Consider the following 26,014-nt stretch of genomic DNA (forward strand, 5'->3'; position numbering starts at 1 on the left):
CGAGCTGCGACGGCATGCGTCGAAACGTTGCGACATCAGAGTGAACCGATCTGTCCACTGTGGACTAACGATCCACATCGGCGACGACGGCGAGGGTGCACTCGAGATCGGACTCGGCGACGAACGCGCCGTTCACCGTCCCCGGAATCGCCGGGTCCGCCCTGATCACCGCTCGCCCGGCCGCGGTGAGGTTGCCCAGCACGTGCAGAGCGCGCAACCTGCGCAGCGGCACGGGACCGTCCACGACGGAGATGAGCACGACGGGGCGGCCGACTGACCGCCCCGTCGCACGCCGAGTCACTTGTAGCGCGGGTGGGTGGTGTGCCATTCGAAGCCGCCACCCATCCAGGCCTTGGTGCCCTTCAGAAACCGGTGCAGCTCCACCGACGGCACGGCCAGCAGCGCCTTGTGCCCTGCCTCGAAGTCGCGCACCAGCTGGTTGTGCAGCTCGACCGTGCGCGCCGTGGCCTCGGCGATCGAGCACTCCCTGTCCGCCGCGATCTGCAGCACCATGTTGCACACCGGGTTCTCGTCGGCGGCGTCCTTCTCCACCGACACCAGGTCGTTCACCATCACCGCCGCCGTGCCCGCGGACGTGAGCAGCTGCCGCACGCGCGGGTCGTAGTACAGCGGCGCGGGCACCTCGTAGCCGCCGACCGCGTCGATCAGCGTCATCGACGTGTAGAACGTGTCGTGCTGCCGCGTCGCGAGATACTGCCACGCCGGCGGGTAGTTGCCGGTGTGCCGCCACGCCGCGTAGGCGCCCCACGCCACGAACATCGCGAACGTCGAGTAGCAGACCCGTTGCACCACAGTGGCCGTCGAACGCGATGACAGGTGCGCGATGCCCGACCGCAGCCCGACGAGCACAGGGTCTGCCGCCAGCACCTCTTCCAGCTGCACGGTGAACTCGGCGGCGGGTGCCACCGGGTCCATCGCGGCCATCGCCAGTGCCAGGCGCGGCGGCAGCTCGGCCGGGACAGCGCCCATCTCCGTGCTGTCGGCGTAGAGGTCGTCGGCGGCCCACCACGCGGCGTTGAGTTTCGCCGCGATCAGCAGCTGCTCGACGTCGTCGGTGTCCACATGGGTCAGCACGGCGAGACGGCCGAACTTGCCGCCCAGGAACCGTTCCGGCTCCTCGAAACCGCAGTCACCCGCCCACGCGACGAGCCGCTCGTCGACGGCGGCGGCCAGCAGGTCGTCCTCGCGCTCCACCACGGGCACGTAGAGAGGTGGCGCTGTGCCGTCACCCCACGGGCGTTCGGCATAGCCGGGTTCCGGTGGCAGTGCGACGGCCTCGGGCCGCCCGAGCCGGGCAGCGGAGGTGCCCAGCCCGGACGGCCCGGTGAGGAGATCCTTCATCAGATGCGATCCGCCACGATCAACAGGTAGCGGAACGACCCCTCCTTGTAGGCGGTCAGGAACGGGTCCTCGACGCCGGTCGCGACCGACGACTGTGCCCGCAGCTCCCAGTACGGGATGGTCTCCGGCGTCAGGTCGATGACACTGGTCGGCACGAAACCGTTGTCCACCAACGCCTTGAAGTACTCGCTCTGCGGGTGGATGTTGCAGATGTAGTGCTGGTCGATCTGGCTGACCGCGCGCGAACGGCCACCCGTCAGGTCGTTGTAGCAGCCGGTGATGCAGACGTACCGGCCGCCGGGCGCGATCAGCCGCGCGAACTCGCCGTACAGCTGCTGGAGGTCCACGTACATCGTGGTCTCGTTGGTCCAGATGCCGTTGAACGAGCCGGTCTCGAAGCCGGTGTCGAGCATGTTCTTGAAGTGGAACCGGACCTGGTCGGCGACATCGCGCTCGACTGCCTGGTTGTTGGCGAACGCGACCTGCTGCTCGGAGATGCTGACGCCGTCGATGCGGGCGCCGAACCGGGCGTTGGCCATGAAGCTCGTGCCGCCGCGGCCGGAGCCGCCGTCCATCAGGTGGCCGCCGACCGGCACGTCGCCGAACGCGTCGAGCAGCACCTCGGCCTGCGCGGTCTCGAGCCGGTGCATCTCCTCGATGATCGCCTCGTCGCCCTGCTGCAGCACGGCCGGGTCGTACGCGCCGAGCCCGTAGTGGTGGTGGTACAGCCCGTCGACCTCACCGAGCTTGATGTTGACCGGGTCCTTCTCCTTGTTCCAGTAGTCCGCGACGGAACGCTGGTAGTCGGTGCGCAGAACCGGCTTCACAGTGGGGCTCGCCATGACCTGTCGTGCTCCTGTTCGTTGGAACGCTCGCTGCCGAACAGCAATCGACCTTTGCAGCTGTCGGCCCAGGCTGCGATCCGCCGTTCAGGGTTGGTTCGGACACGAATGGGTGTGGCGAATGGTGCGTCGCGGTGGGCTCGCCGACCCGCGCTACCTCACCGGTACCCCCACTTTCGTGGGTTCCCTGCGTCCGTCCGGATGACAGAACGGGCAGGATTCCACGCCGCACGGAAGAAAATCCCGGTACTTCGACGCACGGCGTTCCGCCGCTCACTCGAGTCGCGACCGACCCAATCGGCTCACACGATTCAGCCCGCTGAGCTGCTCGGAGAACCGTCCGAAGAGGCGAAGAACCGTCATTGAAAACCGTTGCAGGATTACGTTATTCAAGAATGTGAATGTTTGACACATATGCAACCTTCGACTACAAAGAAATAGCCCCGCCCTGTTGAACGAGGGTTATCAATGAAGCCGACCTCCATACCCCTGCTATCTCTGCTCCTAATCGGTTCACTAGCCGTACCCGTGACGACTTCGACGGCCGCACCCGCGCTCACCGGCTTAGACGTCTCGTCAGGCAATCGCCGTTCCCCTATTTCCGGCCTGTACGACTGGTCGAAGGCGGGGTATCGCGGCAATGGCGTGCTGCCCGGAAACAATGACGTCAACCCCAGCGCGAGTTGTCAGATCACATCTGCCGAACTCGCCTCCCAGTTCAACGTCCGCCCGAATGACGCCGACGACGACACCGCCGGACTGCAGGCGGCGATCGACTCGATCCGGACGCAGTGTTCCCCGAGTGCGAGCTATTCGAAGCTCAGCCTCATCACACTGCCGGCCGGTGAGCTGAAGGTGTCGCACGAGGTCCACGTGGACGCGGACTACCTGATCATCAGGGGTGCGGGGGCTACCGCGACGAAGGTCGTCTACCGGCCCGACGCCAACACCCGGTACGACGCCCTCACGCCCGACGGCTCGGACTGGGACGAGGACGGGATGACCTACGGGCAGGGCAAGGGCGGCTGGCTGTGGCCGGGTCGCGGCCTGTTCCGGGTCCAGTCGCGCGGCGTGCACTCGAGCTACGCCAGCGACTACGCCTCGGCTCCCGCGAACCGCAAGGACATCTTCGAGGGCACGATCAACGTGCACTGGAAGGCCGGCGCGAAGGTGGCCGCGGCCGCCAAGGCCGGGGACAGGACCATCAAGGTCGCGTCCGCGAGCACCATCAAGGCCGGCATGTTCGTGAACGTCCGTGCCGCCAACTCGGTCAAGTTCTACGAGCAGCAGTTCGCGACGGGCACTGAGTGGCCGATGCTGAACATGCACATGCGCCAGCAGATCTTCACCGTCGCCTCGGTCTCGGGCACGACGGTCACGCTCGACAAACCGCTGGAGTTCGACGTCCCCGTCAACTCCACCTCGGACGGTTCACCGGCGATTGACGGGGCGACATACGACTCCAAGGTGTCGCCGCTGGTGGACCCGGTCCTCGGCGTCGGGTTCGAGAACTTCGGCTTCACGCAGGCGATGCCGAACCTCAACCCCGCCGAGGCCGTCAACAACTACGGCAACATGGCTCCCGCCGACGAAATGCACGGCATCGTCTTCAAGTGGGCCGCGAACTCGTGGGTGAAGGGCATCCGCGCGGAGATGACCGGGTCGCACCCGATCGTCACCGAGGAGGCCAAGAACCTGCAGATCGTCGACAACCACCTCGACGGCTCGTGGAACAAGGGCAAGGGCGGCAACGGTTACTTCCGCGGTTCGAGGGTGTGGGACTCGCTCTACGCCGGCAACACCTCGCGCAACCTGCGGCACTTCACGTTCCAGTGGTCCGCGTCGGGCAACGTCGTGGTGGGCAACGACTTCGACTCCGACCTGAACCTGCACGGCGGCTGGGAACGCAACAACCTCTTCGAGAACAACGCGGTGAAGGTCTCGTACGGGCACCGTTCCGGCAACTGCCGTGCCAACTGCGGTGAGGAGGGCGGCGGCGGTCCCGACGACTCGAACTGGTTCCCGATCTGGTGGGGCGCGGGCAAGAAGGCCGTCAAGTGGTCGGGTGCTTCCGGGCCGCGCAACGTGTTCTTCCACAACGACATGACGAAGCAGCTGTCCACCGGGGGCGCGTTCCAGCCGTTCTACCCGGACAAGCAGCGGGTCTACCAGTTCGGCTGGAACGGCACCGCCTACAAGCACCTCGACGTCGGCGGCACGGCCATCGCGGACTGGGCGAAGAACGAGCAGCGCGACTACTTCAACGGGCACGGCGTGGACAACAGCAAGACCGACGCCGCGAAGTCGCTCTTCTTGAAGAACATCCCCGCCGGCTTCGCCGCGGGCGCTGCTGAGCCGGCTGGGGCTGGAGCGGGTGGCGGCCTGACCGCGGACCTCTCCGCGCAGGGCACGATCCCCGTGTCCACTTCGGACCAGCTCAAGTCCGCTCTCGCCAACGCCAAGCCGGGTGACACCATCCAGCTCGCGGCCGGCACCTACCGCGGCTCGTTCGTGACGCAGAAGGCCGGTACGTCGAGCAACCCGATCACCCTGACCGGCCCGTCGTCCGCGGTGCTGATCAACGACGGCCCGTCCGGCACGGCGCCCTCCTGCCCGGTGCCGACCGCGGGCTGGGACTCGGGGTACGGCCTGTGGCTGTACAACGCGCCGTACTGGAACATCAAGGGGATCACCGTCGCGGAGTCCAAGAAGGGCATCATCCTCGACAACTCCCACCACGTGACGATCGACGGCGTGACCGTGCGCAAGACCGACGAGGAAGGCGTGCACTTCCGGCGCTCCTCCGCCGACGGCGTGATCAAGAACTCGACGATCACCGACGCCGGCGTCGTCACGAAGGACTACGGCGAGGGCGTCTACATCGGGTCCGCGAACTCCAACTGGAAGTGTCACGGCAACTCCGGCGGCGTCGACAGGTCGGACCGCGTGCAGGTGCTCAACAACAAGATCGGCCCGAACGTCTCCGCCGAGCACATCGACGTCAAGGAAGGCACGAACAGCGGCCTGATCAGCGGGAACACGTTCAACGGCACCGGCATCAGCGGCGCGAACTCCGGCGACTCGTGGATCGACGTGAAGGGCTTCAACTACCGGATCGAGAACAACACCGGCACCTTCGCCTCGCCAGGAGTCTTCGCGAACGGCTACGAGACGCACAACCCGAGCACGACGCCGTCGTTCGCCAACGGCTGCGGGAACGTGTGGCGCAACAACAAGTCCGATCTCGGCAACGTCGGCGAGTACGCGGTGTACGTGTCGTCGACGTCGAAGTGCAAGGCCAGCCCGAACGTCGTCCACGCCTCGAACACGGTGTCCCGTGCGAAGAAGGGCCTGACGAACGTCCCGGTCACCCCGTAACCACGGGGGTTGCAGGGGTCCCGATCGGTGTACGGCGGCGTCGCCGATCGGGATCCCTGGCTACTACACAGGCTGTTTGAGTGCCCGCACCTCGTCCCGCAACGCGCGAACCTCCTGCAGCAGCAGGTCGTCGTGGGTCGCGGCACGGGGTGCGGGCACGGTGATCTCCTCCTGCATCGCGCTGCACACCACCGCGATGAACAGGTTGAGCATCGTGAACGTGCCGACCATCAAGTAGATCAGGAAGAAGATCCAGGCGAGCGGCTTCTGCACCATCAGGTCGCGCATCACGTCCGACCAGCCGTCGCCGGTGGTGATCTGGAACAGCGTCAGCAACGTCGGGCCGAGACCGGAGAACCGCGGATCGCCGGTGTCGCCGAAGAGGTTGCTCGCGATCACGCCGCCGACGTAGACGAGCAGCATCAGCAGGCCCGACAACGACACCAGGCCCGGAATCGACCGCACCAGCGCGGTGACGACGCGGCGCATGCTCGGCACCATCGCGACCAGCCGCAGCGCCCGCAGAATCCTCAACGACCGCAGCACCGACAGCGGGCCCGCGGTCGGGATCAGGGCGATGGCCACGATCGCGAAGTCGAAGATGTTCCACGGGTCCTTGAAGAACCTCCAGCCGAACGCGTAGAGCCGCGCGGCCAGCTCCAGCGTGAAGATCGCGAGCGCGAGGTGGTCGATCACCGTCAGCACCGGCCCGAACCTGGCGTGCAGGAAGGTCGACGTCTCGGCGCCGAGCGTGATCGCGTTGACCACGATCACGCCGATGATGAACAACTGGAACCGGTTGCTCTCCACAACCGAGCCGACGCGGGCGCGCAGCATCTTCACTCACCGCTCCTAGCAAGGGGTTTTGGAAGCTATCGGCGATGGAGGCGGTGCAACTGTTCACCCGGTCGTGTTGATCAGCTCCAGGCGGCTGGCGGTGCGGGCGAGGTCTCTCGTGTCGCCGCCGACGATCTCGTGCAGCGGGTGGTCACTGACCAGCGTGAGCCGGACGTCGCGATCTACCAGCACGTCCACGACGTTCGCGAACCGTTGCCGCGCTTCGCGATCGCACGTCTCGAGCCGCGGGACCGCCGTGATCACCCAGTCGTCGTACTGCTCAGCCCAAGCGAGGTAGTCGTGCGTCGAGGTCGGCTTCTCGCACAGGTCGCCGAAGTCGAACCAGAGCTGGTCGCCGCTTCTGGCCGGCGCGTCGGTGCGGATCTCGCCGGTCTCGAACCGCGACCTCGGGCGGCCGTGCAGGTGCCGGTAGTCGGGGCCGCCGGTGAGCTCGACGGCGTCCATGAGCTCCTTGACCAGTGCGATGCCCGGCAGGAAGAGGTCGTGGTAGAGCGGGTTCGGCAGCAACCCGTCCGGCGGGTAGTTGGACGTCGCGACGACCATGGTCCGCTTCGCGCGCAACGCCTCCAGCAGTCTGGTCATCAGCATCGCGTCGCCGATGTCGTGCAGGTGGAACTCGTCGAACGCCAGCACTTCCGCCCGCCCGATGAGTTCCTTGACAGCTTTCGCGACGGCACCGCGCTCGTGCAGTCGTTCGGAGATGCGACCGTGCAGCTCCTGGAAGAAGGAGTGGAAGTGCACGCGCCGTTTGTGCTTGACGGGCAGCACCTCGAAGAACGCGTCCGCGAGGAAGCTCTTGCCGCGGCCGACCGGTCCGTGCAGGTACACGCCCCGGCGCCGCTCCCCCAGCTCCTGCAACCGCGCGATCGCCCGCAGCTGTGCCTCGTCGAGCTCGTAACCGCTGGCTGACACGTGCGCGAGAAGATCCATCGTTACCCCCGCGGCCAGCCTACAAAGATCACCTCCCCGCTTGGTCCAGTGCGGCCTGCAGGGATTCGAGATATCCCTCACTGGTCACGGTCGCGCCGCTCACCGCGTCGATGTCCGCGCTCTGCGCCTGCAATGTCTCCTGCACGAGAATCGGCAGCGCGCGGTCGTTGATCTGCTGGTCCCTGCGGTTGCCGTCCGGGTACACCGGCACGTCCACGGCGGTGATCTTCCCGCCGTCCAGGGTGATCCTCACCTGCACCGGTCCCCACCGCGTGTCCACCGCCGGCCCGGTGACGGTGCCGCCGCTGCTTTCCGACGCTTGGACCGCCGTCGTCGTCGGCCCGGACAACGAGGTGCGGTAGCCGAACAGCAGCACTAGCGCGGTCACGGTGCTGCCGAGCCAGACCAGAATGCGCGTCACCAGCTGAACTCCTCCACGTGGATGCGGTCCGCGGGAACGCCCGCGGCGGTGGCGGCCCGGCGCACCGACTCCGCCCACGGCGCCGGGCCGCAGATGTAGACGTCGCGTTCGGCGATGTCCGGCACGAGGTAAGGCAGCGCGGTGAGGTCGTCGACCGGCACACCGTCACCCAGCCACGAGCCCGGCGATCTGCGGTGGCCGGGCAGGTCGACGACCCGCAGGCCTCGGTCCCGGGTCAGCGCGTGCAGTTCGGCCGCGAACAGCGGGCGACGGCGGAAGCGGTGCAGCAGCACGGCGTCCTCGAGGTCTTCCGCGAGCGCTCGCAGTGGTGCCACACCCACCCCGGCGCCGATCAACGCGACCCGGTGCCTCGTCCGCACGCTCTCGGTGAGCCTGCCGAACGGCCCCTCGAACAGCACTCGTGTGCCCGGCCGTACTCCGCGTAGCGCGCTGCCGTCGCCGAGCGCGCGCACCGTGATCCGAAGGCTGCGGCCGTCGGGGGCGGCGGACAGCGAGTAGGGGTTGCCGCGCGTCCAGCCGGTCCGGTTGAGGAACCTCCAGCCGAGGAACTGCCCCGGCCGTGCCGGCAGCCGGTCGAGGTGCCGCCCGGTCAGGTAGACCGAGACCACGTCGTCGTCCTCGGGCACGATCGCCGTGACTTCGAGGCGGTGCCGGGCATTGCGCCACAACGGGATGCCGAGCCGCCACACCAGGATCGCGGCTGCCGCGGCCGCCCAGAGACTCCACCAGTAGACCGTCGCCGCGGTCGAGGTGAGGAACTCCTGACCGGTCCACAGCTGGTGCGGCAACGCGAGCCCGACGCCGAGGTAGCCGTAGAGGTGCAACAGGTGCCACGACTCGTACCGCAGCTTCGCGCGCGCTTTTCTGATGCTCGTGACGACGGTCAGGACGAGACACGCCGTGCCCGCTGTGGCCAGCAGCATCGCGGGGTAGTTCGTGACGAGGTCCCACAGCTCCCCCGGCGTCCGCGTCAGGTCACCGGCCGCGTAGCCCCACGTGATCAGCACCAGGTGCGCGAGCACGAGGTTGAACGACGTGAAGCCGACCGTGCGATGCATCTTGACCAGCCGGTCCTGGCCGAAGGCGCGTTCGACGGCCGGCAGCCGCGCCATCAGCAGCACCTGGATCAGCAGCAGGTCCGCGCCGAGCAGCCCGGTGAGCCGCCCGAGCGAGGTCAGGCCGGTCTCCCACTCGCCGAGGTCCCGGATCCCGTCTGCCGCCCACCAGTACGTGACGAGCAACAACCCGGCCCACAGCACTCCAACGGCAACAGTCCGTGTGCCCGCATCGAGCGGACGTCTTCGCACGGCAGGTTCGGTGAGAGTCGCTGTCACGGGCTCAATGCTCGGCAGCGAGCCTGAAGGCAGGGGCAGAGCCAGCTGTGAGTCAGCTGAACCGGGCTTACGATCACCGGCGTGAGCAACGTCGAGGCCGAGCCCGCCGAAGTGACCTGCACCTCCAAGCCGGGATCCGTCGAGATCCTGGAGCCACGAGACGTGCCACTGGGCGGTCCACGCGCGATGTCGGTGCGCCGTACGTTGCCGCAAAAACAGCGCTCACTCATCGGCGCGTGGTGCTTCTGCGACCACTACGGCCCTGATGCCGTCCGCATGGACGTGGCCCCGCACCCCCACACGGGCCTGCAGACGGTCAGCTGGCTGTTCACCGGCGAGATCGAGCACCGCGACAGCCACGGCGTCCACGCGTACGTCCGCCCCGGCGAGCTGAACCTGATGACCGGCGGCCGCGGCATCGCGCACTCCGAGGTGTCGACTCCGGCCTCCACCGTGCTGCACGGCGTCCAACTCTGGCTGGCCCTGCCCGACGCCCACCGCGACGCCCCGCGCGACTTCCAGCACTACGCCCCGCCGGCCGTTTCGCTGGACGGCGTCTCGGTGCGGGTGTTCCTCGGTTCGCTGGCCGGCTCGACGTCCCCGGTGACGACGTTCACTCCGCTGCTCGGCGCCGAGCTCGTCCTGCCCGCCGATTCCGCGATCTCGCTGGACGTGCGGCCTTCGTTCGAGCACGGAGTCCTGCTCGACACCGGCGACGTCACCATCGAGGAGACCGCTCTCACGCCCGGCGCGCTGGGCTACGCGGGCACCGGCCGCACCACGCTGACCTTGGCTTCCCGCGACGGCGCGAGGGTTGTGCTGCTCGGCGGCGAACCGTTCGGCGAGGAGATCGTGATGTGGTGGAACTTCGTCGGACGCACCCACGACGAGATCGTCGCTTTTCGGGACGAGTGGCAGGCGGAGACCGACAGGTTCGGGCGGGTGGAGGGCTACGACGGTGTTCGGCTGCCCGCGCCGCCGCTTCCTGGTGGTCGTCTGCGTCCGCGCGGCAACCCGGCCTGACTCCCATCATCACTTTCCGTGCCGAATTAGCTACGGAAAGGCGCCCACTGTTCAGTGAAATAGGTGTGAGAGCCCTTCCACCGTCCAGCATCCGGGCAGTACCAGTACGTGATTCCGTCCACAGATGACCGACCACGACCAGCGCAAAGCAACCAAATCCCCAGGTCAGCGGCGCAACCCCAGCGCGTCTCACCTGGTGGGCGGACCTCGTTGTCAAAAGTCATACTTCGGGACCATTGAAAATCACGTTCTGATCGCTTTTCCTGAGCGAGGCATCCACGAAGGTTGCCACGCGTCTAAGGGGGCATGACGAACGTGACACGAGTGGGCGCCGAGTCCGTCTTCGCCTTCATCGCCCCGTCCGGGCGCCCCATGCCCGTCGAGGTCGAGCTCGGTTACCGCGCCGACGACCCGCACGCCGTGACCATGACGTTCCGCATGGGACGCCAGGAGACGGTGTGGCTGGTCAGCCGCGACCTGCTCGCCGACGGCCTCATCACCACGGCCGGCGCCGGTGACGTGCGGCTCAAGCCGTACAACTCGACGACTGCCGTGCTCGAGCTGCAGTCCGACGTGTCGCACGCGGTCTTCCACGTGCGTTCCTCCGAGCTGCAGGAGTTCCTCAACTCCACGTACGACGTGGTCGCCCCCGGTCACGAGAGCGACCACGTCGACTTCGAGGCCGAGCTGCGCAAGCTGCTCGACTGAGAGCTAGCTGACGCCGGCGCGGATCGCGTTGGCGTACTGCGCCGGGGTTCCCTGGGCCGAGCACTTCTTCATGTCGTCGTAGAGCCACATGAAGCCGCCGACGATGCCTGCGGATCCCTTCCACGACCGCATCTTGCTCTGCACGGTGGCCGGTGAGTCGCCCGCCGAGCACCCGGATCCGTGCTTGCTCCACAGGCCCGGGTCGACCTTCATGCCGAGCGCCGAGTTCCACGTGCTCGGGTTGTTGCCGGCGCCGCCCGCGTAGCCCTGCAGGTAGACGCGGTCGACGATCGTGCCGCCGAGGTTGTTCTTGAGGCTCGCCCAGAACGACGAGTTCGTGTACGGCGCGAACGTGAACTTCGAGTACCCGAGCCCGACGGCCATGCGCGCGAAGGTCGCGGTGGGGCCGACCTGGTAGAACGACTCGTCGTCGTTGTTGATCGCGTCGGCGCCAGTGGCGGTCTTCAGGGCCTGGAAGTTGCGGTAGAGGATCGACGACGAACCGGTGCCGCCCGACTTGATCAGCGCGGCGATGTTCTCCCAGTCCGGGACGGCCCAGGCGCCGATCGACACCTCGATCCGGTTGACCGACGTGGGTGCCTGCTTCAACGTCCGCAGCCTCGCGGGCCAGCCTGCGTCGCCGACGTAGCGGCCGTTCTGCACGATCAGGACGTCGTTGTAGTACAGGTCGCCGTTGGGATGAACGTGGATGCTCCAGAGGATCACGGTCGTGAACCCGGAGCTGCGCAGGGTGTTCATCTCGGCCTGACCGCCGGAGTAGAACGGGCCGCCGCCGAAGACCGCCGAGCGCGGCCCGGCCTGTGCGGTGGCAGCGGGTGCCATCAGGCCGCACAGTGCCAGCACGACGGCGAGGAGAGCGGGGAGCAGGGGCCGCCTCATCACGAATGTCCCTTCGTCAGGCGGCGGCCTGCTCCCCAACATAGCGAGCCGGTCAGTACCCGTAAACGAGGTCGTAGGCCAGCTGCGGGTCGAACTTGCCCGCCTCGACGCCCGGTGCCTTGCCGCACTTGCCGTCCGAGTCGCCCGGCACCTTGACCCAGAGCAGCATCTCCGCGCCGTCGCCGGTGCGGGCGGGGGTGCCGAGCTTGCGGCCGCCGGGGTTGCACCACTCGCCGTTGTGACCGTTGCCGTTGCGGCTGGTGTCGATCACGTAAGGCTTGGTGTAGCCGGGGAGGTTCGAGCTGACGGTGTTGCCGTAGGAGGTCGAGGCGGCCGTCGTGTGGTAGTTCGAGACGTTGATCGAGAAGCCGCGGACGTTGCGCACGCCCGCGCTGTCGAGCCGCGAAGCCATGGTCTGCGCCGGGACCCACTGCGCGTTGCCGGCGTCGAGGTAGGCCCACGTGTTGGGGGCCTTGGCCTTGAACTGTTCGGTGGCGTACTTGATCATCGCGGTGCGTTCGGCGATCTTGGCGGCGTCCATGCAGTTGAAGTCGGCGAGCGAGTCGGGCTCGATGACGACCACCGCGGGACGGCTGCCGATGCCCTCGGCGAACTTCGAGATCCACGCCCGGTAGGCCTCCGGGGTGCCCGCGCCGCCGCCGGAGTGGCCGCCGCACGCGTCGCGGCCGGGGATGTTGTAGGCGACCAGGACGGGCAGCTTGGAGCCGGTCCTGCCGACGTAGCCCGACACGGCCGACTTGATGTCGCCGCTCCAGGCACCGAACCAGCGGGCGATCGGCTTCGAGGAGATGTTCGCCTTGATCGCCGGCTGACGGCCGTCGTTCGCGTGGTCGCGCACCCACACGGCGGGGTTGGAGTCCGGGTCGACGTAGAAGCCGTCGGTCAGGCTGACGGGACTGGCGGCGTGGGCGGCCGGGGCCGTGGCCACGACGGCCAGCAAGGCCAGCGCGAGTGCTCTCATCATGTCCAGAACACTCGCGCGGCCCGCTTAAGGAACGGTTAGTCGCGGAGGAAGCTCTGCAGTGACCACGTCAGATCCCGGCCGAGCGCGTGCCAGCCGCGGGCGATCGCGACCTCGCGCGCGGCCAGCAGGTTGGTGCGTTCGGCGCGGAACCACGTGATCGCGTCCTCCGTCTGGATCGCGGTCCGGGCGTAGTGCCCGACGACCCGGTGCAACGCCGCCACGCGTGTTTCCTCGTCGACGTCGAGCTCCGCCGCGTGGGCACGGATGAGGTTGTGCATCCGGTAGCGGCCCCGCGCGTGCTGAGTCAGCAGCGACAGCATTTCCATCCTGTTCAGCAGAGCGCGGGTCGCACCCGCGGTGAGCCCGAACAGCTCCGCCGCCGCGGCCGGCCCGATGTCCGGGCCCGGCGCACGGCCGAGCAACGCGAAAGCCCGCAGCTGCTCGGGCGTCAGGCAGCGCAACGACCACGACAGCACACTGGTCAGGCACGCCCCGGCCTCGTCGCCGTCCAGCACGACCTGACCGAGCTCCCGCAGGTCCTCGGCGAACCGGGCCAGCGGTGTCTCCGGATGAGCCAGCGCGTCCCCGGCCAGGATGCTGAGTGCCAGCGGAAAGCCGTCGCACCGGACGATCAGCTCGTCGACCGCCGCCGGATCGTCCTCGACGCGCGCCTCCCCGAGCCGGTCGGTGAGCAACGCGCGAGATTCCGGAGCCCGCAGCATGTCCAGCCCGATGTGCCGGGCGCCGTGCGCGGCGATCAGGCAGGGCAGCCGCCGTCGGCTGGTCACGACGACCGTGCAACTGTCGCCACCCGGCAGCAGCGGCACGATCTGGTCGGAGTCCGCGGCGTTGTCCAGCACCAGCAACATCCGCCGGTCCACCGTCAGACTGCGGAACAGCGCGGCCCTGGCGTGCAGGTCGGCCGGGCACCTGTCCACCCCCAGCGCGTCGAGCAAGCCCCTCAGCGCGACCTCGGGTGCCATCGGCGCCGCCTCGGGAGCGAACCCGCGCAGGTCGACGAACAACTGCCCGTCCGGGAAGCGCGCCAGGTTGCGTTGTGCCCAGTGCAACGCCAGCCACGTCTTGCCGACCCCGCCCGGCCCGGCGATCGCGAAGGTCCCCGGCCGGTGGCCCAGCCGTTCCAGCTCGTCGTGCCTGCCGACGAACGACGACGGCGACGCAGGCAGCTGCCGAGGCACCACAACGGGTTCAGCAGCCGCCGGCTTCGAACCCGCGAGCACCTCCTGCTGCGCTTCCTGCAGCTCCGCACCCGGTTCGGTGCCGCACTCCTCCACGAGCCGATCCCGCACCACGAGGTAGTGCGCCAACGCGTCCGCCACCCGCCCAGCCGCCGCAAGCGCGCGCATGTATTGGGCCGCAACGCGTTCGTCGAGCGGATTCGCGGCAGCCCGCTCGCACAGCACGGCGACCAGCCCGTCCGTCCGCCCGGTGCGCAGCCGTGCGTCGACCAGATCGTGTTCCGCGGCAAGGCGTTCCAGGTGCAGTCGGTCGCGTTCCGCCTGCGCCCACTCCCCCGGCAGCCCGGTCAGCGCGTCGCCACGCCACAACGCCAGCGCCTCGGTCAGCAGCCCGATCCGTTCGACTTCCCGGCTCTTCCTCGCGCGCTCACACAGCTCACGGAACCGGCGCAGATCCGTGTCGCCCTCGGCCAGCACGTACCCGCCAGGCCTGCGCGCGATCTGCTCGCCGAGCGTCTGCCGAAGCCGCGAGACGTAGCTGGACAACGTCCTCCGCGCCCGCACCGGCACCTCGGGCGCCCAGATGCGGTCGATCAGCCGGTCGTCCGGCACCACCCGGCCCGCGTCCACCGCCAGCGCCGCGAGCACGCACCGCTGCCGGCCGTGCCCCAACTCCGCCTGCCGCCCGTCGATCCGGGCGGTCACCTCGCCCAACAGGTTGACCACCGTCATGCAATTCCTCCCCCAGGAGCGGCTGAGCCTACTGACCTGGGCATTGCACAACAGCCCAATATCCGCACAGCCCCGAACACCCACCCTGACGGAGCAATCCAACTGATACAGGGGAGGCAGTTTTGACGGCGAGAAAGGCAATCCGAGCACTGCTCGCAGTGTTCGCGGCGTTCCTGCTCGCGGCCGGGGCGGCGGCGCCCGCGATGGCGCAGGAGTCACCGGGGGTCGTCTTCGAGAACCAGGACGAGATGTCGGCGCAGGCGCGCTACTTCAACGAGGTAGAGATCACGCACGCGCTCTACCAGTGCCCCGCGTACTTCTGCAACAGGGGCGAGGTGCGTCCAGGCCAGGCACTCGGCGAGGTCTGCACCCTCGTCTCCTCCGACGGAATCAAATGGGCGCTCGTCTACAACCGGGCCAACGAGCACACCGGCTTCATCGAGACGCGCTTCTTGATTCACGAAGACCCGAATGTCGACTGCGGCCGCGATGGCCTGATCTCGCCTAGCCCGATCGACATGAACCTGTACCAATGTCCTGCGTTCCACTGCAACGTGGGCAAGGCGAAGCGCGGCGACATTCTCCGCGGGGAGTGCTACGTCCACGCAGGCGACTGGTACTGGATCTGGGTGTACAACCGCAACAACCATCACGAAGGGTTCTACGTCGATACGTCGGACTCCGATCTGGAGCCGTGCCGGGTGTGACGTTCTAGCTGACCATTCCGGACTGGAGCGGCAGCAGCGGCGCCACCACTCGGGAGAACGGTCCGCTGCGGATCGTCCCGCCCACCGGGCCGAGGAACGGCGTCGCGGTGTCGAGAGCGTTGGGCAGCCTCGCGTAGGCCGCCCAACGCTCGTCCCACGCCTGGATCACGTCGAGGTGTCCGCCGGGCAGGAACCGGGTCAGGTGCACCCCTGCGACCTGCCCGGTGTTCCCCAGCAGCGGGAGCAGCCGGAAGCCGCCTTCCCGCCGCAGTCTCTCGATCAGCTCCGCGCTGTCCATCTCATCTCGCCGCCAACTCCGTGCTAGCGCGGTAGGCCTTCACGGCCTGGTCTCGTTCAGCGTCCGTCCACCCGAGCGGACCGGCGATCAGATCGGCGACCTCCGAAGCCACCGAAGCGCCGAAGTCCAGGTGCTCCATGGAGATCCGGGTTCGCCGCGCCAGCACGTCTTCCAGATCCAGAGCGCCTTCGTGCGTCACCGCGTAGACGATCTCCGCAGCCAAGTACCCGGCAACCGGCGAAGCAAGCGACGGATCCTGCGCGATCAACGCCAGCACATCCGACACAGCCGAGCCGTAGCGCTGGAGCAGACGCTCCACAGTGGACGTGGGCAGGCCGGACTCGGCGGCGACGCGAGCCCGGTCCGCCCACAGCTCTTGGTAGCCGACCGCGCCGCACAACGGCAGCCGAGCGGTCAGCGAAGGGGCGACAGCGCGACCGAGGCCGGCCACCGCGGAGTTGACGACGTCCGCGGCCATCACGCGATAGGTCGTGTACTTGCCGCCGGCGATCACGAAGAAGCCCGGTTCCGGTTGTGCCACAGCGTGTTCACGGGACAGCTTGGCCGTGTCGCCGGAAGCGCCGTCCAGCAGCGGCCGCAAACCCGCATAGGTACCAACGACGTCGTCAACGGACAGCGGCGTCTTCAAAACAGCGTTGACGTGGTCGAGGATGTAGGAGACGTCCTCGGAAGTAGCGGACACGGCAGCAGGATCGCCATCATAAGGAGTGTCCGTGGTGCCGATGATCCAGTAAGCGCCCCAAGGGATCACGAACAGCACCGACTTCTCGGTCTTCGTGATCAACCCGCCGTCCAACGAGATCTTCGAGCGGTCTACCAGGACGTGCACGCCCTTCGACATCCGCACGTGGAACGGCGGCGTGCCAGGCGAAAGCGCGTTCAGCGAGTCGGTCCACACACCGGTAGCGCTGATCACCCGCCGAGCCCGCACCTCGACAGCGGCACCGTCCACCTCGACGACAGCACCCGAAACCCGGCCACCAGAGCGCGTCAAGGAAGTCACCCGAGCCCGCGACAACACCGTGGCGCCGTGCTGGGCAGCGGTGCGAACGAGCGTCAGCACCAGGCGCGCGTCATCCATCTGCGCGTCGTAGTAGCGAATCGCGCCGGCGAACTTCGAAGTGTCGATCGACGGCCCGACGGCAGCCATCCGCGAACGAGACAGGTGCCGGTGCATCGGCACCGCACCGGCGCCGCCCATCGTGTCGTACAGCAGCACGCCCGCACCGACGTAAGCGCGTTCCCACTGCTTCTCCAGAGGGAAGAGGAACGGCACCGGCCGCACCAGGTGAGGTGCGAGCCGGCGCAGCAACAGGCCGCGTTCCTTCAGAGCTTCCCGGACCAGCTTGAACTCCAGCTGCTCCAGGTACCGCAGCCCGCCGTGGACGAGCTTGCTGGACCGGCTCGACGTGCCCGCCGCCCAGTCGTGTGCTTCGACCAGCGCGACGGAGAGGCCGCGCGACGCCGCGTCGAGAGCAGCGCCCGCGCCGACCACACCACCTCCGACCACGAGCACGTCGAACTCCGTGGAGCCCAACGAACTCACCGAGGAGGCACGCCGAACCGGATCCAGCCTTGCGAACAACTTCAGCTCCTAAGAAAGAAACCCTCTAGCGAACGTCGGCGTCGACCCAGTCGAACGACTTGGTGACGGCCTTCTTCCAGTTGCGGTACTCGCGCTCGCGCTCGTCGGCGTCCAGCTCCGGCGTCCAGCGCTTGTCCTCTGCCCAGTTCGCGCGCAGCTCGTCCAGCGACGACCAGTAGCCAACGGCCAGACCGGCGGCGTACGCGGCACCGAGAGCAGTCGTCTCGGCGACGACGGGACGAACGACCGGCACGTCGAGCACGTCGGCCTGGAACTGCATCAGCAGCTCGTTGGCGACCATGCCGCCGTCGACCTTGAGCTCGGTCAGCGGCACACCGGAGTCGGCGTTCATCGCGTCCAGGACCTCGCGGGTCTGGAACGCCGTCGCCTCCAGCACGGCACGCGCCAGGTGGCCCTTGTTCACGAACCGCGTCAGGCCGACGACCGCGCCACGAGCGTCCGCCCGCCAGTACGGCGCGAAGAGACCCGAGAACGCCGGCACGAAGTACGCGCCACCGTTGTCCTCGACCGACCGCGCCAGCGTCTCGATCTCCGGGGCCGAGCCGATGATGCCGAGGTTGTCCCGCAGCCACTGCACCAGCGAACCGGTGACCGCGATCGAGCCTTCCAGCGCGTACACCGGAGCCTCGTCGCCGATCTTGTAGCAGACCGTCGTCAGGAGGCCGTTCTTCGACTGGACCTTCTCCGTGCCCGTGTTCAGGAGCATGAAGTTGCCGGTGCCGTAGGTGTTCTTCGCGGTACCCGGCTCGTAGCAGGCCTGGCCGAACGTCGCGGCCTGCTGGTCGCCGAGGATGCCCGCGATCGGCACGCCCTTCAGCACACCGCCGGGGCCACCGTTGCCGTAGACCTCCGACGAGGAACGGATCTCCGGGAGCATGGACAGCGGAATGCCCATTTCCGAAGCGATGCCCTCGTCCCACTGCAGCGTGTCGAGGTCCATCAGCATGGTCCGCGACGCGTTGGTGACGTCCGTGGCGTGCACACCGCCGTTGGGGCCGCCGGTGAGGTTCCACAGCGTCCACGTGTCGGTGTTGCCGAACAGCAGGTCGCCCGCCTCGGCGCGCTCGCGGGCGCCCTCGACGTTGTCCAGGATCCAGCGGATCTTCGGACCGGAGAAGTAGGTCGCCAGCGGCAGACCGACCTTGGCGCGGTACCGCTCGGCACCACCACCCAGCTCACCCAACGACTCGACGATCGCCTGCGTGCGGGTGTCCTGCCAGACGATCGCGTTGTAGACGGGCTCGCCGGTGTTCTTGTCCCAGACCACCGCGGTCTCGCGCTGGTTGGTGATGCCGACGGCGGCGAGGTCACCGGTGTTGAGGTCGGCGGCGGCGAGCGCCTGGCCGATCACGAACCGGGTGTTCTCGGAGATCTCCACCGGGTTGTGCTCGACCCAGCCGGCCCGCGGGAAGATCTGCTCGTGCTCCTTCTGGCCCACGGCGACGATGGAGCCGCTGTGGTCGAAGATGATCGCCCTGGTGCTGGTCGTGCCCTGGTCGACGGCGAGAACGTACTGCGTCATCGAAGTTTGTCCTTTCGGGATGGTCAGAACACGAGCGTGGCGACGACACCGGCGATCGCGCCGCCGATGATCGGGCCCACCACCGGGATCCAGGAGTAACCCCAGTCAGAGTCCTTCTTGGCCGCCAAATCAGACTTCGCAGCTTCGCCGTCAGTGCCCTTGTACGACAGCGGCAGCAGGGCGTGCGCGATGCGCGGGCCGAGGTCGCGAGCCGGGTTGATCGCGTAGCCGGTGGGGCCACCGAGCGAGGCGCCGATACCGACGACCAGCAGCGCCGCGGCCAGCGGGCCGATCTGCGTCGGGGTCTTGCCGAACGCGAGGATCACGAACACCAGGACGAAGGTGCCGATGATCTCGCACACGAGGTTCCAGGCGTAGCTGCGGATCGCCGGGCCGGTCGAGAAGACGGCGAGCTTGAGGCCCTCGTCCGGCGTCTCGTCGAAGTGCGGCTTGTAGGCGAGCCACGCGAGGACGGCACCGAGGAACGCGCCGAGGAACTCACCGGCGAAGTACACGACCGTCGAGCCGAAGCCGACGGGAACACCAGGGGCGTACTCGGCCGCTCCACTGGTCAGAATGCCGACGGTGACCGCCGGGTTGAGGTGCGCGCCCGACTTGTAGGCGACGTACACACCGGCGAAGACACCGAGGCCCCAGCCGAAGTTGATCAACAGCCAACCGCCGTCGAGACCCTTCGACTTGGCGAGCAGCACGTTGGCCACCACGCCCGCACCCAGCAACAGCAGGACGCCCGTACCGAGCACCTCGCTGAGGAACACTGACCCGAGACCCACGCTGGCCTCCATTCATCTTTGAACGGCTGATCACCCGGCGGTGATGATTGCCGGGAACGTAATGACCCACGTCACGCCTGCTCAACGGGCACGTTTCGACAATGTCGACACCTGGGAACGTCCAGGGCGTGACCAATCGGTCACTCTGCGCGAAAACCCCTGTTTTCCAGGCCTTTTCCGGACGTTTCCCAGGTCACAGGGGCCGGGGAGCTGTTCGACATTGCCGACACGGGTCGTCTCAATTACGTTTGCCGCCGTGCCGGGACCCATCCAGTCGATCGAACGCGCCGCAGCCGTGCTGCGGCTGCTCGCCCGTGGCTCCGGCCATCACGGTCTCACGGAGATAGCCGACTCGCTCGGGCTCGCGCGGGGCACCGCGCACGGGATTCTCCGTACGCTGCAACGGGTCGAGTTCGTCGAACAGGACCAGGCGACCGGCCGCTACCGGCTCGGCGCTGCCCTGCTGCACCTGGGCACCTCCTACCTCGACGCGAACGAGCTGCGTTCTCGATCGATCAACTGGGCCGACACGCTTGCCGCGCGGAGTGGCCAGGAGGTCCGGATCGGCATGCACCACGACGGCGCTGTGCTCGTCGTGCACCACGTGTTTCGGCCGGACGACTCAGTGCAGACGCTCGGTATCGGTGCGATGCTTCCGTTGCACGCGACGGCGCTCGGCAAGGTGCTGCTCGCGTACGACCCGGACCTGTCGGCGGCCGCACGCCGGAGGGAGCTGACGTCGTTGACCCGCAGGACGATCGTCCGCGCGCAGGCGTTGGAGCGAGTGCTGACCGAGGTGCGCGCGCAGGGCTGGGCGGGTGAGGCCGAGGAGTACATGCCGGGTGAGGCGAGCATCGCCGCGCCGATCAGGATCCCCGGAGGCCTGGTCGTCGGCGCGATCGGCATCTCCGGCCCGGTGGACCGCCTCTGCGACTCCACCGGACGGCCGCGCGCGACGCTCGTGAAGCAGGTCGCGCAGACCGCCGAGTCCGTAACCACGTCCCTGGTCGACGAGAACTGAGAGGCTCCTGCGTGCAACGGTTCGTGATGGCGATCGACCAGGGGACGACGTCGACGCGCTGCATCGTGTTCGACCAGAACGCCCGGCTGGTCGCGGTCGCGCAGCGCGAGCACCGCCAGTACCACCCGCGGCCCGGCTGGGTCGAGCAGGACGCCGTGGAGATCTGGCGCAACGTCGACCGGATCATGCCGCAGGCGTTGCGGCAGGCCGGGATCACCGCCGAGCAGGTCGTGGCGCTGGGGATCACGAACCAGCGCGAGACGTTCGTGCTGTGGGATCGCCACACGGGTGTGCCGGTCGGGCGCGCGATCGTGTGGGAGGACATCCGGACCGAGGAACTCGTTGCTTCGCTGGAGAAGCAGCCGGGCGCCGAGGAGGTGCGCGACAGGTGCGGCCTGCCGCTGGCGAACTACTTCTCGGCCCCCTCGCTGCGGTGGATGCTCGACAACGTCGCCGGGCTGCGGGCGAAGGCGGAGCGCGGCGACGTCCTGTTCGGCACGATGGACACCTGGCTGATCTGGAACCTCACCGGCGGGGTGAACGGCGGCCTGCACGTCACGGACGTGACCAACGCGTCGCGCACGATGCTGATGAACCTCGGGACGCGGCAATGGGATCCGATGCTGCTGGAGTTCTTCGGCGTGCCGTCGGCGGTGCTGCCGGAGATCCGCCCCTCGACGGAGATCAGCGGCACGACCACGCGGGTGGTGCCGGGCATCTCGATCACCGCCGCCCTGGGTGACCAGCACGCGGCGTTGTTCGGGCAGACGTGCTTCGAGAAGGGGTCGATCAAGGGCACCTACGGCACCGGCGGCTTCCTGCTGATGAACACCGGCAACGAGCTGGTGCGGTCGAAGCACGGGTTGCTGACGACGATCGGATACCAGATCGGTGGCGAGCCGACGTACGCGCTGGAGGGCTCGATCGCCGTCGCGGGGTCGTTGGTGCAGTGGTTCCGCGACAACCTCGGGCTGATCCACTCCGCGCCGGAGATCGAGACGTTGGCGCGCACGGTGGACAACAACGGCGGCTGCTACATCGTGCCGGCGTTCAGCGGACTGTTCGCGCCGCACTGGCTCGCGCAGGCCCGCGGACTGGTGGTGGGGCTCACCTCGTACATCAACAAGGGGCACCTGGCGCGGGCGGTGCTGGAGGCGACCGGGTGGCAGACGCGGGAGGTCGTCGACGCGATGAACGCCGACCTCGGTGCGCCGACGCCGGTGTTGAAGGTGGACGGCGGGATGACCGCCGACCACCTCTTGATGCAGTTCATCGCGGATGTGCTGGACATCCCGGTGATGCGGCCGCTGGTCGCGGAGACCGTGTCACTGGGTGCCGCCTACGCCGCAGGTCTCGCCGCCGGATATTGGCCGGACCTGGAGGGACTGCGCCGCAACTGGCATCTGGCCGCGCGGTGGAACCCGGTGATGGATGCCCGGCACCGCGAGGACGAGTACGCGAACTGGAAGCGGGCCGTGGAACTCACGTTCGCGTGGGCCCGCTCCAGTCCGTCCACTTAGGAGCGCTGCTTCCGCACCCAGGCGGCCACGTCGTCGGCTTCGATCGGCAGCGCGTCCGACAGGATCTCGGCGCCGTCGCTCGTCACCACGAGGTCGTCCTCGATGCGCACGCCGATGCCGCGCAGCTCGGGCGGCAGCGTCTCGTCGTTGGGGTGGAAGTAGAGGCCGGGCTCGACCGTCAGCGCCATGCCGCGCTCCAGGATGCCCATCTGGTAGGTCTCCTGGCGGGCGTCGGCGCAGTCGTGCACGTCCAGGCCGAGGAAGTGCCCCGTGCCGCAGACGATGTACCGGCGGTGGTGCTGACCGGCCGGGTCGAGGGCCTTGTCGACGCTCACCGGCAGCAGACCCCAGTCGTGCAGGCCCTCCGCGAGCACGCGCATCGCGGTGTGGTGGAAGGCGCTGTAGTCGTTGCCGGGCTTGACTTCCGCCAAAGCCGCCACGTGTGAGGCGTGCACGAGGTCGTACACCTGACGCTGCGCCGCGGAGAACTCGCCGCCGACGGGGAACGTACGGGTGACGTCCGCGGTGTAGAGAGAGTTCATCTCGACACCGGCGTCGAGCAGCAGCAGGTCGGCGTCGTTCACACGGCCGTCGTTGCGCGTCCAGTGCAGGATCGGCGCGTGGTGCCCGGCAGCGATGATGGAGGTGTAGCCGGGGCCGTTGCCTTCCGTGCGCGCGCGACGGTCGAACGTGCCCTGCAGCCAGCGCTCTCCCCCGCCGCGCACGGCTTGGCCGAGCTCCATGGCGACGTCGCAGAAGCCCTTGACCGACGCGTCGACGGCCTGGCGGAGCTGGTCGATCTCCCAGTCGTCCTTGATGCGGCGCAGCTCCGAGAGCGTCGTGCGCAGCTCGTCGCTGTGGGAGCCGGTGAGCGCGTCCAGCAGCGGGTCGAGGCCCTTGGCGGTCAACGTCTCCGGGTGGCGGCCGCGCAGGGCGTGCGCGAGGTCTTCGAGCGGGCGTGCGGTGATGTTCAGCGCCTCGCCCCACTCCTTCGGGCCCGCTGCGGCGCCGATCCAGAACGGGCTGCGGTCCGCGTCACCGAAGAAGTCGACGCTGTGCGGCTCCGACGGCACCGGCACGAACAGCGTGGCGTCCTCGTCGGACAGCACCAGCACCGCGCCCTCGACCTGGCACCCGGTCAGCCACACGAAGTCGCTGTCGGCGCGGAACTCGTGGAACGTGTCGTTGGACCGGACGTGCGCACGCCCCGCGGCCAGCGCGATCCGCTTGCCCGGGAGCGCCTGGGTGAGCCTGGCGCGGTGTGCGGCGGCGGCCTCGGCGGTGCCGTTCGGGAGGTCGACGTGGTCGTCCCACTTGCCCCAGCCGTCGCGGATGTGGGTGCGGAAGCCGTCCGCGTCGACCAGTTTCGCCATGTCACGGCGTGTCCGAGCCAATTCCGGTCCTCTCAGGATCTTCGTTTCCCTCCAGCCTCCCTGCGAACGGCCGGAGTGCACCAATCCAGATCGGGGATAGCCTCAGCCTATGGAACTGGAGATCCGCCACCTGCGTGCCGTCTGCGCCATCGGCGACGCGGGCAGCCTCTCGCGCGCGGCGACCCAGCTGGGCATCTCCCAACCATCGTTGACGACGTTGCTGCAACGCGTCGAGCGCCTGGTCGGCGGCAAACTCTTCGAACGCGGCCGTGCCGGTGCCGTTCCTACCGCGTTGGGCGCGCAGATGCTCCAGCGGGCCCGGTTGTTGCTGGTGGAGCTGGAGTCGTTCGGCTCGGACATGGCCGGGCGAGGCGGCCCGATCCGGTTCGGGTCGGTGCACATGGAGTGCGTGGCCGCGCTGTTCTCTCGTCTGGAAGAAGCATTGGACGACGTGACACTGGTCGTCGACCCGTCGTCCACCGGCCTCGCGCTGGCGCTCGCGAACGGCCACCTGGACGCGGCGGTGATCGCGGTCGACGAGGAGGGCGACCTGGGCCTGCCGCGCGGGGTCGGGCAGCGGATCGTGGTGCCGTGGGTGCCGGTGTACATCGCTCTTCCCGCAGGTCATCGGCTTGCTGCTCAGACCGAGGTGGATCTTGCCGACCTCGCCGGCGAGGCATGGGTCGGGCCTCCCGGAGCCGAGGACGGGTCGCTGACGACGCTGCGGGCCGCGTGCCGGGCGGTCGGGTTCGTGCCGCGGATCCGGTTCGAGATGCCGAGCGGCGCCGGACGGCAGCTGATCGCGGCAGGCAAGGCGGTGCAGCTGGTCGAGCCGACGTCGCAGGGCGGTCCGGGGGTGGCGGTGCGGCCGCTGGCGGGGGCGCCGATGCGGATGCGGCTGGTGTTCTGCTGGCGGCGGGAGCGGCTGACCTGGGAACAGGCCAGCCGCGTGTTCGCCGAGGTGCTGGGCGCCTACTCGGAGCAGGCGCTGGCGAGCCCGGTGTTCCGGCCGTGGTGGGAGGAGCGAGGGGCGGCGCTCACCAGCACGAGCTGAACGGACCTGCCCGTCAGCTCGACAGCGTGTTGAGCCACCCGTACCAGTCCGCGTCGTACCGGTTGCCGATCACCCGCGTCACCTGGTCACGAGCGCCCGCCCAGTCCCCCACGCGGTAGTCCGCCAGCACCGCCGCGACGTCCTCGGGATGCTTCTCCACCAGATAGCGGACCGCGAGGTAACCCCAGTTGTAGACGCGCTTCGTGTCGTGGTCGTACGTCGTGTCGAAGAGCGCGCTCAACGCGTAGGTCTGCTTCTTCGCCTCCGCCAGCGCGTCGGTGTAGACCTCGCCGCGATAGGTGTACGAGAGGTACTCCGCGAACCCCTCGATCCACCAGACCGTCGGCGTGGTCATGTTCTCCTCGAAGTCGCCGTGCATGTCGAACCGGCCGTCGAGGTAGTGGGTGTACTCGTGGTTGAGGTTCCAGATGGCGAACGTCGGCAGCCAGTCGGCCTCGTGCGCGATGAACCGGGCCTGGTTCGCCGCCGGGTCGCCTTCGAGGTACATGCCGCCGTTGTTGGTCGAGATGTCGAACAGCACTCCGGCGTAGGTCCGGTAGTCGTTGGCGGTGTTGAAGACCACGACCTCCAGGGACGTGTTCTGGTCGCCGGCAACGGGTCCGGCGTCACGCACCAGGCCGTGGAAGACCGCGTCCTGGGCGGCGAGCGAGGTGCACGTCTGGCGGAGCTGCGCGCGGGTCAGCTGCTGGGCGCGGATCTTCAGCGTCGCGCTGCACGTGTGGCGGACGGTGAGCACGCGACGGTCGATCTTCGTGCGGAAGTCGCAGGTGCCGTAGCGGCGGCAGTTGGGCTTGTCGTACCAGTCGACCATCTCGGCGACGCCGACCCACATAGGTGCGAGCGGGCCGACGACGTCACTGCGTCCGGCGAGGTTCACCAGCAGCGGGCGGACGCGGGGCGCGATGTCGTTGTGCTGCAGGAATCTGCCGAGTTCGCGGGTCGCGTTCTGGACCAGGTACTGGCGGGCGGTGCCGAAGAAGTCCGTGTGCGCCACCACGAACCGGCGCAGTGCCCTCAGGATCTCCGGCTCGGCCTTCACGGCGGCGAGGAACTCCGGGTAGTTGTGGCCGTAGTAGAGCAGGAGCATGCCGGCGTGCACGGTGGCGTCGTCGGCGCTGGTGTAGTTGTCGAGCACGCGGGTCAACGCGCGCAGTTCGGCCGGGTAGTCGGTGGCCGCAGCGTAGATCGTGTTGTCAGGTGCCGGATGCAGGATGGTCCTGGCGACCTCGGGTGGCAGCAAGGGGCTGTTGGGCGCGCCTTCGGCCGCTTGTGCCGCAGGTGCGACGAGAAGTCCGGCCAGGAGAGCCAGGACGAGGGCGACTGATCGCATCGGGTCCTCCGCAGGGATTTGAGGTGCCCCGAAGAGTCACACCACCCGAGAAGC

The 26,014-nt window shown here is 68.3% G+C and carries 23 protein-coding genes; 7 read left to right on the forward strand and 16 right to left on the reverse strand.

Features of this window, described 5'->3' with window-relative positions; genetic code table 11:
- Window positions 1-64 precede the first annotated feature (64 nt).
- From AB0M24_RS05720 to AB0M24_RS05730, 3 genes are read right to left on the reverse strand one after another with little or no spacing between them, the layout of a single operon-like run.
- Window positions 65-301, reverse strand: coding sequence for a hypothetical protein (locus AB0M24_RS05720; RefSeq protein WP_363761438.1), 237 nt, complete (start codon window positions 299-301; stop codon window positions 65-67).
- Complete coding sequence (locus tag AB0M24_RS05725; protein ID WP_363761440.1) at window positions 298-1,362, reverse strand: family 2 encapsulin nanocompartment cargo protein terpene cyclase; 1,065 nt, start codon at window positions 1,360-1,362, stop codon at window positions 298-300. The genes AB0M24_RS05720 and AB0M24_RS05725 overlap by 4 nt, the downstream gene beginning before the upstream one ends.
- A complete protein-coding gene (locus AB0M24_RS05730; protein WP_363761442.1) occupies window positions 1,362-2,204 on the reverse strand; it encodes a geranyl diphosphate 2-C-methyltransferase in 843 nt (280 codons plus the stop codon). Before AB0M24_RS05730 ends, AB0M24_RS05725 begins: the two co-directional genes overlap by 1 nt.
- Window positions 2,205-2,849: 645 nt before the next feature.
- On the opposite strand from AB0M24_RS05730, the gene AB0M24_RS05735 reads away from it, so the two are divergent.
- A complete protein-coding gene (locus AB0M24_RS05735) occupies window positions 2,850-5,582 on the forward strand; it encodes a right-handed parallel beta-helix repeat-containing protein (protein ID WP_363761444.1) in 2,733 nt (910 codons plus the stop codon).
- Between the two features lie 63 nt (window positions 5,583-5,645).
- Here AB0M24_RS05735 and AB0M24_RS05740 read toward each other — a convergent pair whose 3' ends face one another.
- From AB0M24_RS05740 to AB0M24_RS05755, 4 genes are all read right to left on the reverse strand, one after another.
- Window positions 5,646-6,419, reverse strand: coding sequence for an ion transporter (locus AB0M24_RS05740; protein ID WP_363761591.1), 774 nt, complete (start codon window positions 6,417-6,419; stop codon window positions 5,646-5,648).
- 63 nt (window positions 6,420-6,482) lie between these two features.
- The gene (gene zapE, locus AB0M24_RS05745) at window positions 6,483-7,370 is read right to left on the reverse strand and encodes a cell division protein ZapE (protein ID WP_363761446.1); all 888 of its coding nucleotides are present in this window, start codon (window positions 7,368-7,370) and stop codon (window positions 6,483-6,485) included.
- A gap of 28 nt (window positions 7,371-7,398) precedes the next feature.
- On the reverse strand, window positions 7,399-7,791 hold the full coding sequence (locus AB0M24_RS05750) for an FMN-binding protein (RefSeq protein WP_363761447.1): 393 nt from the start codon (window positions 7,789-7,791) through the stop codon (window positions 7,399-7,401).
- Window positions 7,788-9,146, reverse strand: coding sequence for a ferredoxin reductase family protein (locus AB0M24_RS05755; protein WP_363761449.1), 1,359 nt, complete (start codon window positions 9,144-9,146; stop codon window positions 7,788-7,790). Before AB0M24_RS05755 ends, AB0M24_RS05750 begins: the two co-directional genes overlap by 4 nt.
- A gap of 81 nt (window positions 9,147-9,227) precedes the next feature.
- Between AB0M24_RS05755 and AB0M24_RS05760 the strand changes: the two genes are divergently transcribed.
- Together AB0M24_RS05760 and AB0M24_RS05765 are read left to right on the forward strand one after the other, a co-directional pair.
- Entirely contained in the window at window positions 9,228-10,169 is a 942-nt protein-coding gene (locus AB0M24_RS05760) for a pirin family protein (protein ID WP_363761450.1), read from the forward strand.
- A 306-nt stretch (window positions 10,170-10,475) separates the two neighbouring features.
- A complete protein-coding gene (locus tag AB0M24_RS05765) occupies window positions 10,476-10,877 on the forward strand; it encodes an SsgA family sporulation/cell division regulator (RefSeq protein WP_363761452.1) in 402 nt (133 codons plus the stop codon).
- Window positions 10,878-10,880: 3 nt separating this feature from the next.
- Here AB0M24_RS05765 and AB0M24_RS05770 read toward each other — a convergent pair whose 3' ends face one another.
- Genes AB0M24_RS05770 through AB0M24_RS05780 form a run of 3 tightly spaced genes read right to left on the reverse strand, consistent with a single transcriptional unit; the run spans window position 10,881 to window position 14,693 of the window.
- Window positions 10,881-11,777, reverse strand: coding sequence for a lysyl endopeptidase (locus AB0M24_RS05770; RefSeq protein WP_363761454.1), 897 nt, complete (start codon window positions 11,775-11,777; stop codon window positions 10,881-10,883).
- Window positions 11,778-11,829: 52 nt separating this feature from the next.
- Complete coding sequence (locus AB0M24_RS05775; RefSeq protein ID WP_363761456.1) at window positions 11,830-12,762, reverse strand: glycoside hydrolase family 6 protein; 933 nt, start codon at window positions 12,760-12,762, stop codon at window positions 11,830-11,832.
- Window positions 12,763-12,797: 35 nt separating this feature from the next.
- The gene (locus AB0M24_RS05780) at window positions 12,798-14,693 is read right to left on the reverse strand and encodes a BTAD domain-containing putative transcriptional regulator (RefSeq protein ID WP_363761458.1); all 1,896 of its coding nucleotides are present in this window, start codon (window positions 14,691-14,693) and stop codon (window positions 12,798-12,800) included.
- A 122-nt stretch (window positions 14,694-14,815) separates the two neighbouring features.
- Between AB0M24_RS05780 and AB0M24_RS05785 the strand changes: the two genes are divergently transcribed.
- Entirely contained in the window at window positions 14,816-15,400 is a 585-nt protein-coding gene (locus tag AB0M24_RS05785; protein ID WP_363761460.1) for a hypothetical protein, read from the forward strand.
- A 4-nt stretch (window positions 15,401-15,404) separates the two neighbouring features.
- On the opposite strand, the gene AB0M24_RS05790 is transcribed toward AB0M24_RS05785, so the two are convergent.
- The 4 genes from AB0M24_RS05790 to AB0M24_RS05805 all read right to left on the reverse strand — a co-directional run bounded on the left by AB0M24_RS05790 (window position 15,405) and on the right by AB0M24_RS05805 (window position 19,641).
- Window positions 15,405-15,698 carry a hypothetical protein gene (locus AB0M24_RS05790; protein WP_363761462.1) on the reverse strand — a complete coding sequence of 98 codons (294 nt, stop codon included), beginning with the start codon at window positions 15,696-15,698 and terminating at the stop codon, window positions 15,405-15,407.
- A 1-nt stretch (window position 15,699) separates the two neighbouring features.
- Window positions 15,700-17,265, reverse strand: a complete 1,566-nt coding sequence (locus AB0M24_RS05795; RefSeq protein ID WP_363761464.1) for a glycerol-3-phosphate dehydrogenase/oxidase — start codon at window positions 17,263-17,265, stop codon at window positions 15,700-15,702.
- Window positions 17,266-17,329: 64 nt separating this feature from the next.
- On the reverse strand, window positions 17,330-18,847 hold the full coding sequence (glpK, locus tag AB0M24_RS05800) for a glycerol kinase GlpK (protein ID WP_363761466.1): 1,518 nt from the start codon (window positions 18,845-18,847) through the stop codon (window positions 17,330-17,332).
- Between the two features lie 23 nt (window positions 18,848-18,870).
- Entirely contained in the window at window positions 18,871-19,641 is a 771-nt protein-coding gene (locus AB0M24_RS05805) for an MIP/aquaporin family protein (protein ID WP_363761468.1), read from the reverse strand.
- 256 nt (window positions 19,642-19,897) lie between these two features.
- On the opposite strand from AB0M24_RS05805, the gene AB0M24_RS05810 reads away from it, so the two are divergent.
- Together AB0M24_RS05810 and glpK (AB0M24_RS05815) are read left to right on the forward strand one after the other, a co-directional pair.
- Window positions 19,898-20,662 (forward strand): IclR family transcriptional regulator, encoded by a 765-nt coding sequence (locus tag AB0M24_RS05810; protein ID WP_363761470.1) that lies wholly within the window; start codon window positions 19,898-19,900, stop codon window positions 20,660-20,662.
- A gap of 26 nt (window positions 20,663-20,688) precedes the next feature.
- The gene (glpK, locus tag AB0M24_RS05815; protein WP_363761593.1) at window positions 20,689-22,182 is read left to right on the forward strand and encodes a glycerol kinase GlpK; all 1,494 of its coding nucleotides are present in this window, start codon (window positions 20,689-20,691) and stop codon (window positions 22,180-22,182) included.
- Here the strand turns inward: glpK (AB0M24_RS05815) and AB0M24_RS05820 are convergent.
- The gene (locus tag AB0M24_RS05820) at window positions 22,179-23,555 is read right to left on the reverse strand and encodes an aminopeptidase P family protein (RefSeq protein ID WP_363761472.1); all 1,377 of its coding nucleotides are present in this window, start codon (window positions 23,553-23,555) and stop codon (window positions 22,179-22,181) included. The two genes, glpK (AB0M24_RS05815) and AB0M24_RS05820, sit on opposite strands and share 4 nt — an antisense overlap.
- 109 nt (window positions 23,556-23,664) lie before the next feature.
- Here AB0M24_RS05820 and AB0M24_RS05825 point away from each other — a divergent pair, with 109 nt between their 5' ends.
- Complete coding sequence (locus AB0M24_RS05825) at window positions 23,665-24,609, forward strand: LysR family transcriptional regulator (protein WP_363761474.1); 945 nt, start codon at window positions 23,665-23,667, stop codon at window positions 24,607-24,609.
- A 13-nt stretch (window positions 24,610-24,622) separates the two neighbouring features.
- On the opposite strand, the gene AB0M24_RS05830 is transcribed toward AB0M24_RS05825, so the two are convergent.
- Entirely contained in the window at window positions 24,623-25,960 is a 1,338-nt protein-coding gene (locus AB0M24_RS05830) for a collagenase (RefSeq protein WP_363761476.1), read from the reverse strand.
- Between the last annotated feature and the right edge of the window lie 54 nt (window positions 25,961-26,014).

The sequence above is a fragment of the Lentzea sp. NPDC051838 genome (assembly GCF_040681245.1).
Taxonomy (GTDB): domain Bacteria; phylum Actinomycetota; class Actinomycetes; order Mycobacteriales; family Pseudonocardiaceae; genus Lentzea.

Excerpts from the sequence above, each read along its gene's own strand:
- zapE (WP_363761446.1), bottom strand. The coding sequence starts at position 7,370 with ATGGATCTTCTCGCGCACGTGTCAGCCAGCGGTTACGAGCTCGACGAG.
- AB0M24_RS05825 (WP_363761474.1), top strand. The coding sequence starts at position 23,665 with ATGGAACTGGAGATCCGCCACCTGCGTGCCGTCTGCGCCATCGGCGAC.
- glpK (WP_363761466.1), bottom strand. The coding sequence starts at position 18,847 with ATGACGCAGTACGTTCTCGCCGTCGACCAGGGCACGACCAGCACCAGG.
- AB0M24_RS05765 (WP_363761452.1), top strand. The coding sequence starts at position 10,476 with ATGACGAACGTGACACGAGTGGGCGCCGAGTCCGTCTTCGCCTTCATC.
- AB0M24_RS05780 (WP_363761458.1), bottom strand. The coding sequence starts at position 14,693 with ATGACGGTGGTCAACCTGTTGGGCGAGGTGACCGCCCGGATCGACGGG.
- AB0M24_RS05740 (WP_363761591.1), bottom strand. The coding sequence starts at position 6,419 with ATGCTGCGCGCCCGCGTCGGCTCGGTTGTGGAGAGCAACCGGTTCCAG.
- AB0M24_RS05775 (WP_363761456.1), bottom strand. The coding sequence starts at position 12,762 with ATGATGAGAGCACTCGCGCTGGCCTTGCTGGCCGTCGTGGCCACGGCC.
- AB0M24_RS05830 (WP_363761476.1), bottom strand. The coding sequence starts at position 25,960 with ATGCGATCAGTCGCCCTCGTCCTGGCTCTCCTGGCCGGACTTCTCGTC.
- AB0M24_RS05820 (WP_363761472.1), bottom strand. The coding sequence starts at position 23,555 with ATGGCGAAACTGGTCGACGCGGACGGCTTCCGCACCCACATCCGCGAC.
- AB0M24_RS05730 (WP_363761442.1), bottom strand. The coding sequence starts at position 2,204 with ATGGCGAGCCCCACTGTGAAGCCGGTTCTGCGCACCGACTACCAGCGT.
- AB0M24_RS05790 (WP_363761462.1), bottom strand. The coding sequence starts at position 15,698 with ATGGACAGCGCGGAGCTGATCGAGAGACTGCGGCGGGAAGGCGGCTTC.
- AB0M24_RS05770 (WP_363761454.1), bottom strand. The coding sequence starts at position 11,777 with ATGAGGCGGCCCCTGCTCCCCGCTCTCCTCGCCGTCGTGCTGGCACTG.
- AB0M24_RS05725 (WP_363761440.1), bottom strand. The coding sequence starts at position 1,362 with ATGAAGGATCTCCTCACCGGGCCGTCCGGGCTGGGCACCTCCGCTGCC.
- glpK (WP_363761593.1), top strand. The coding sequence starts at position 20,689 with ATGGCGATCGACCAGGGGACGACGTCGACGCGCTGCATCGTGTTCGAC.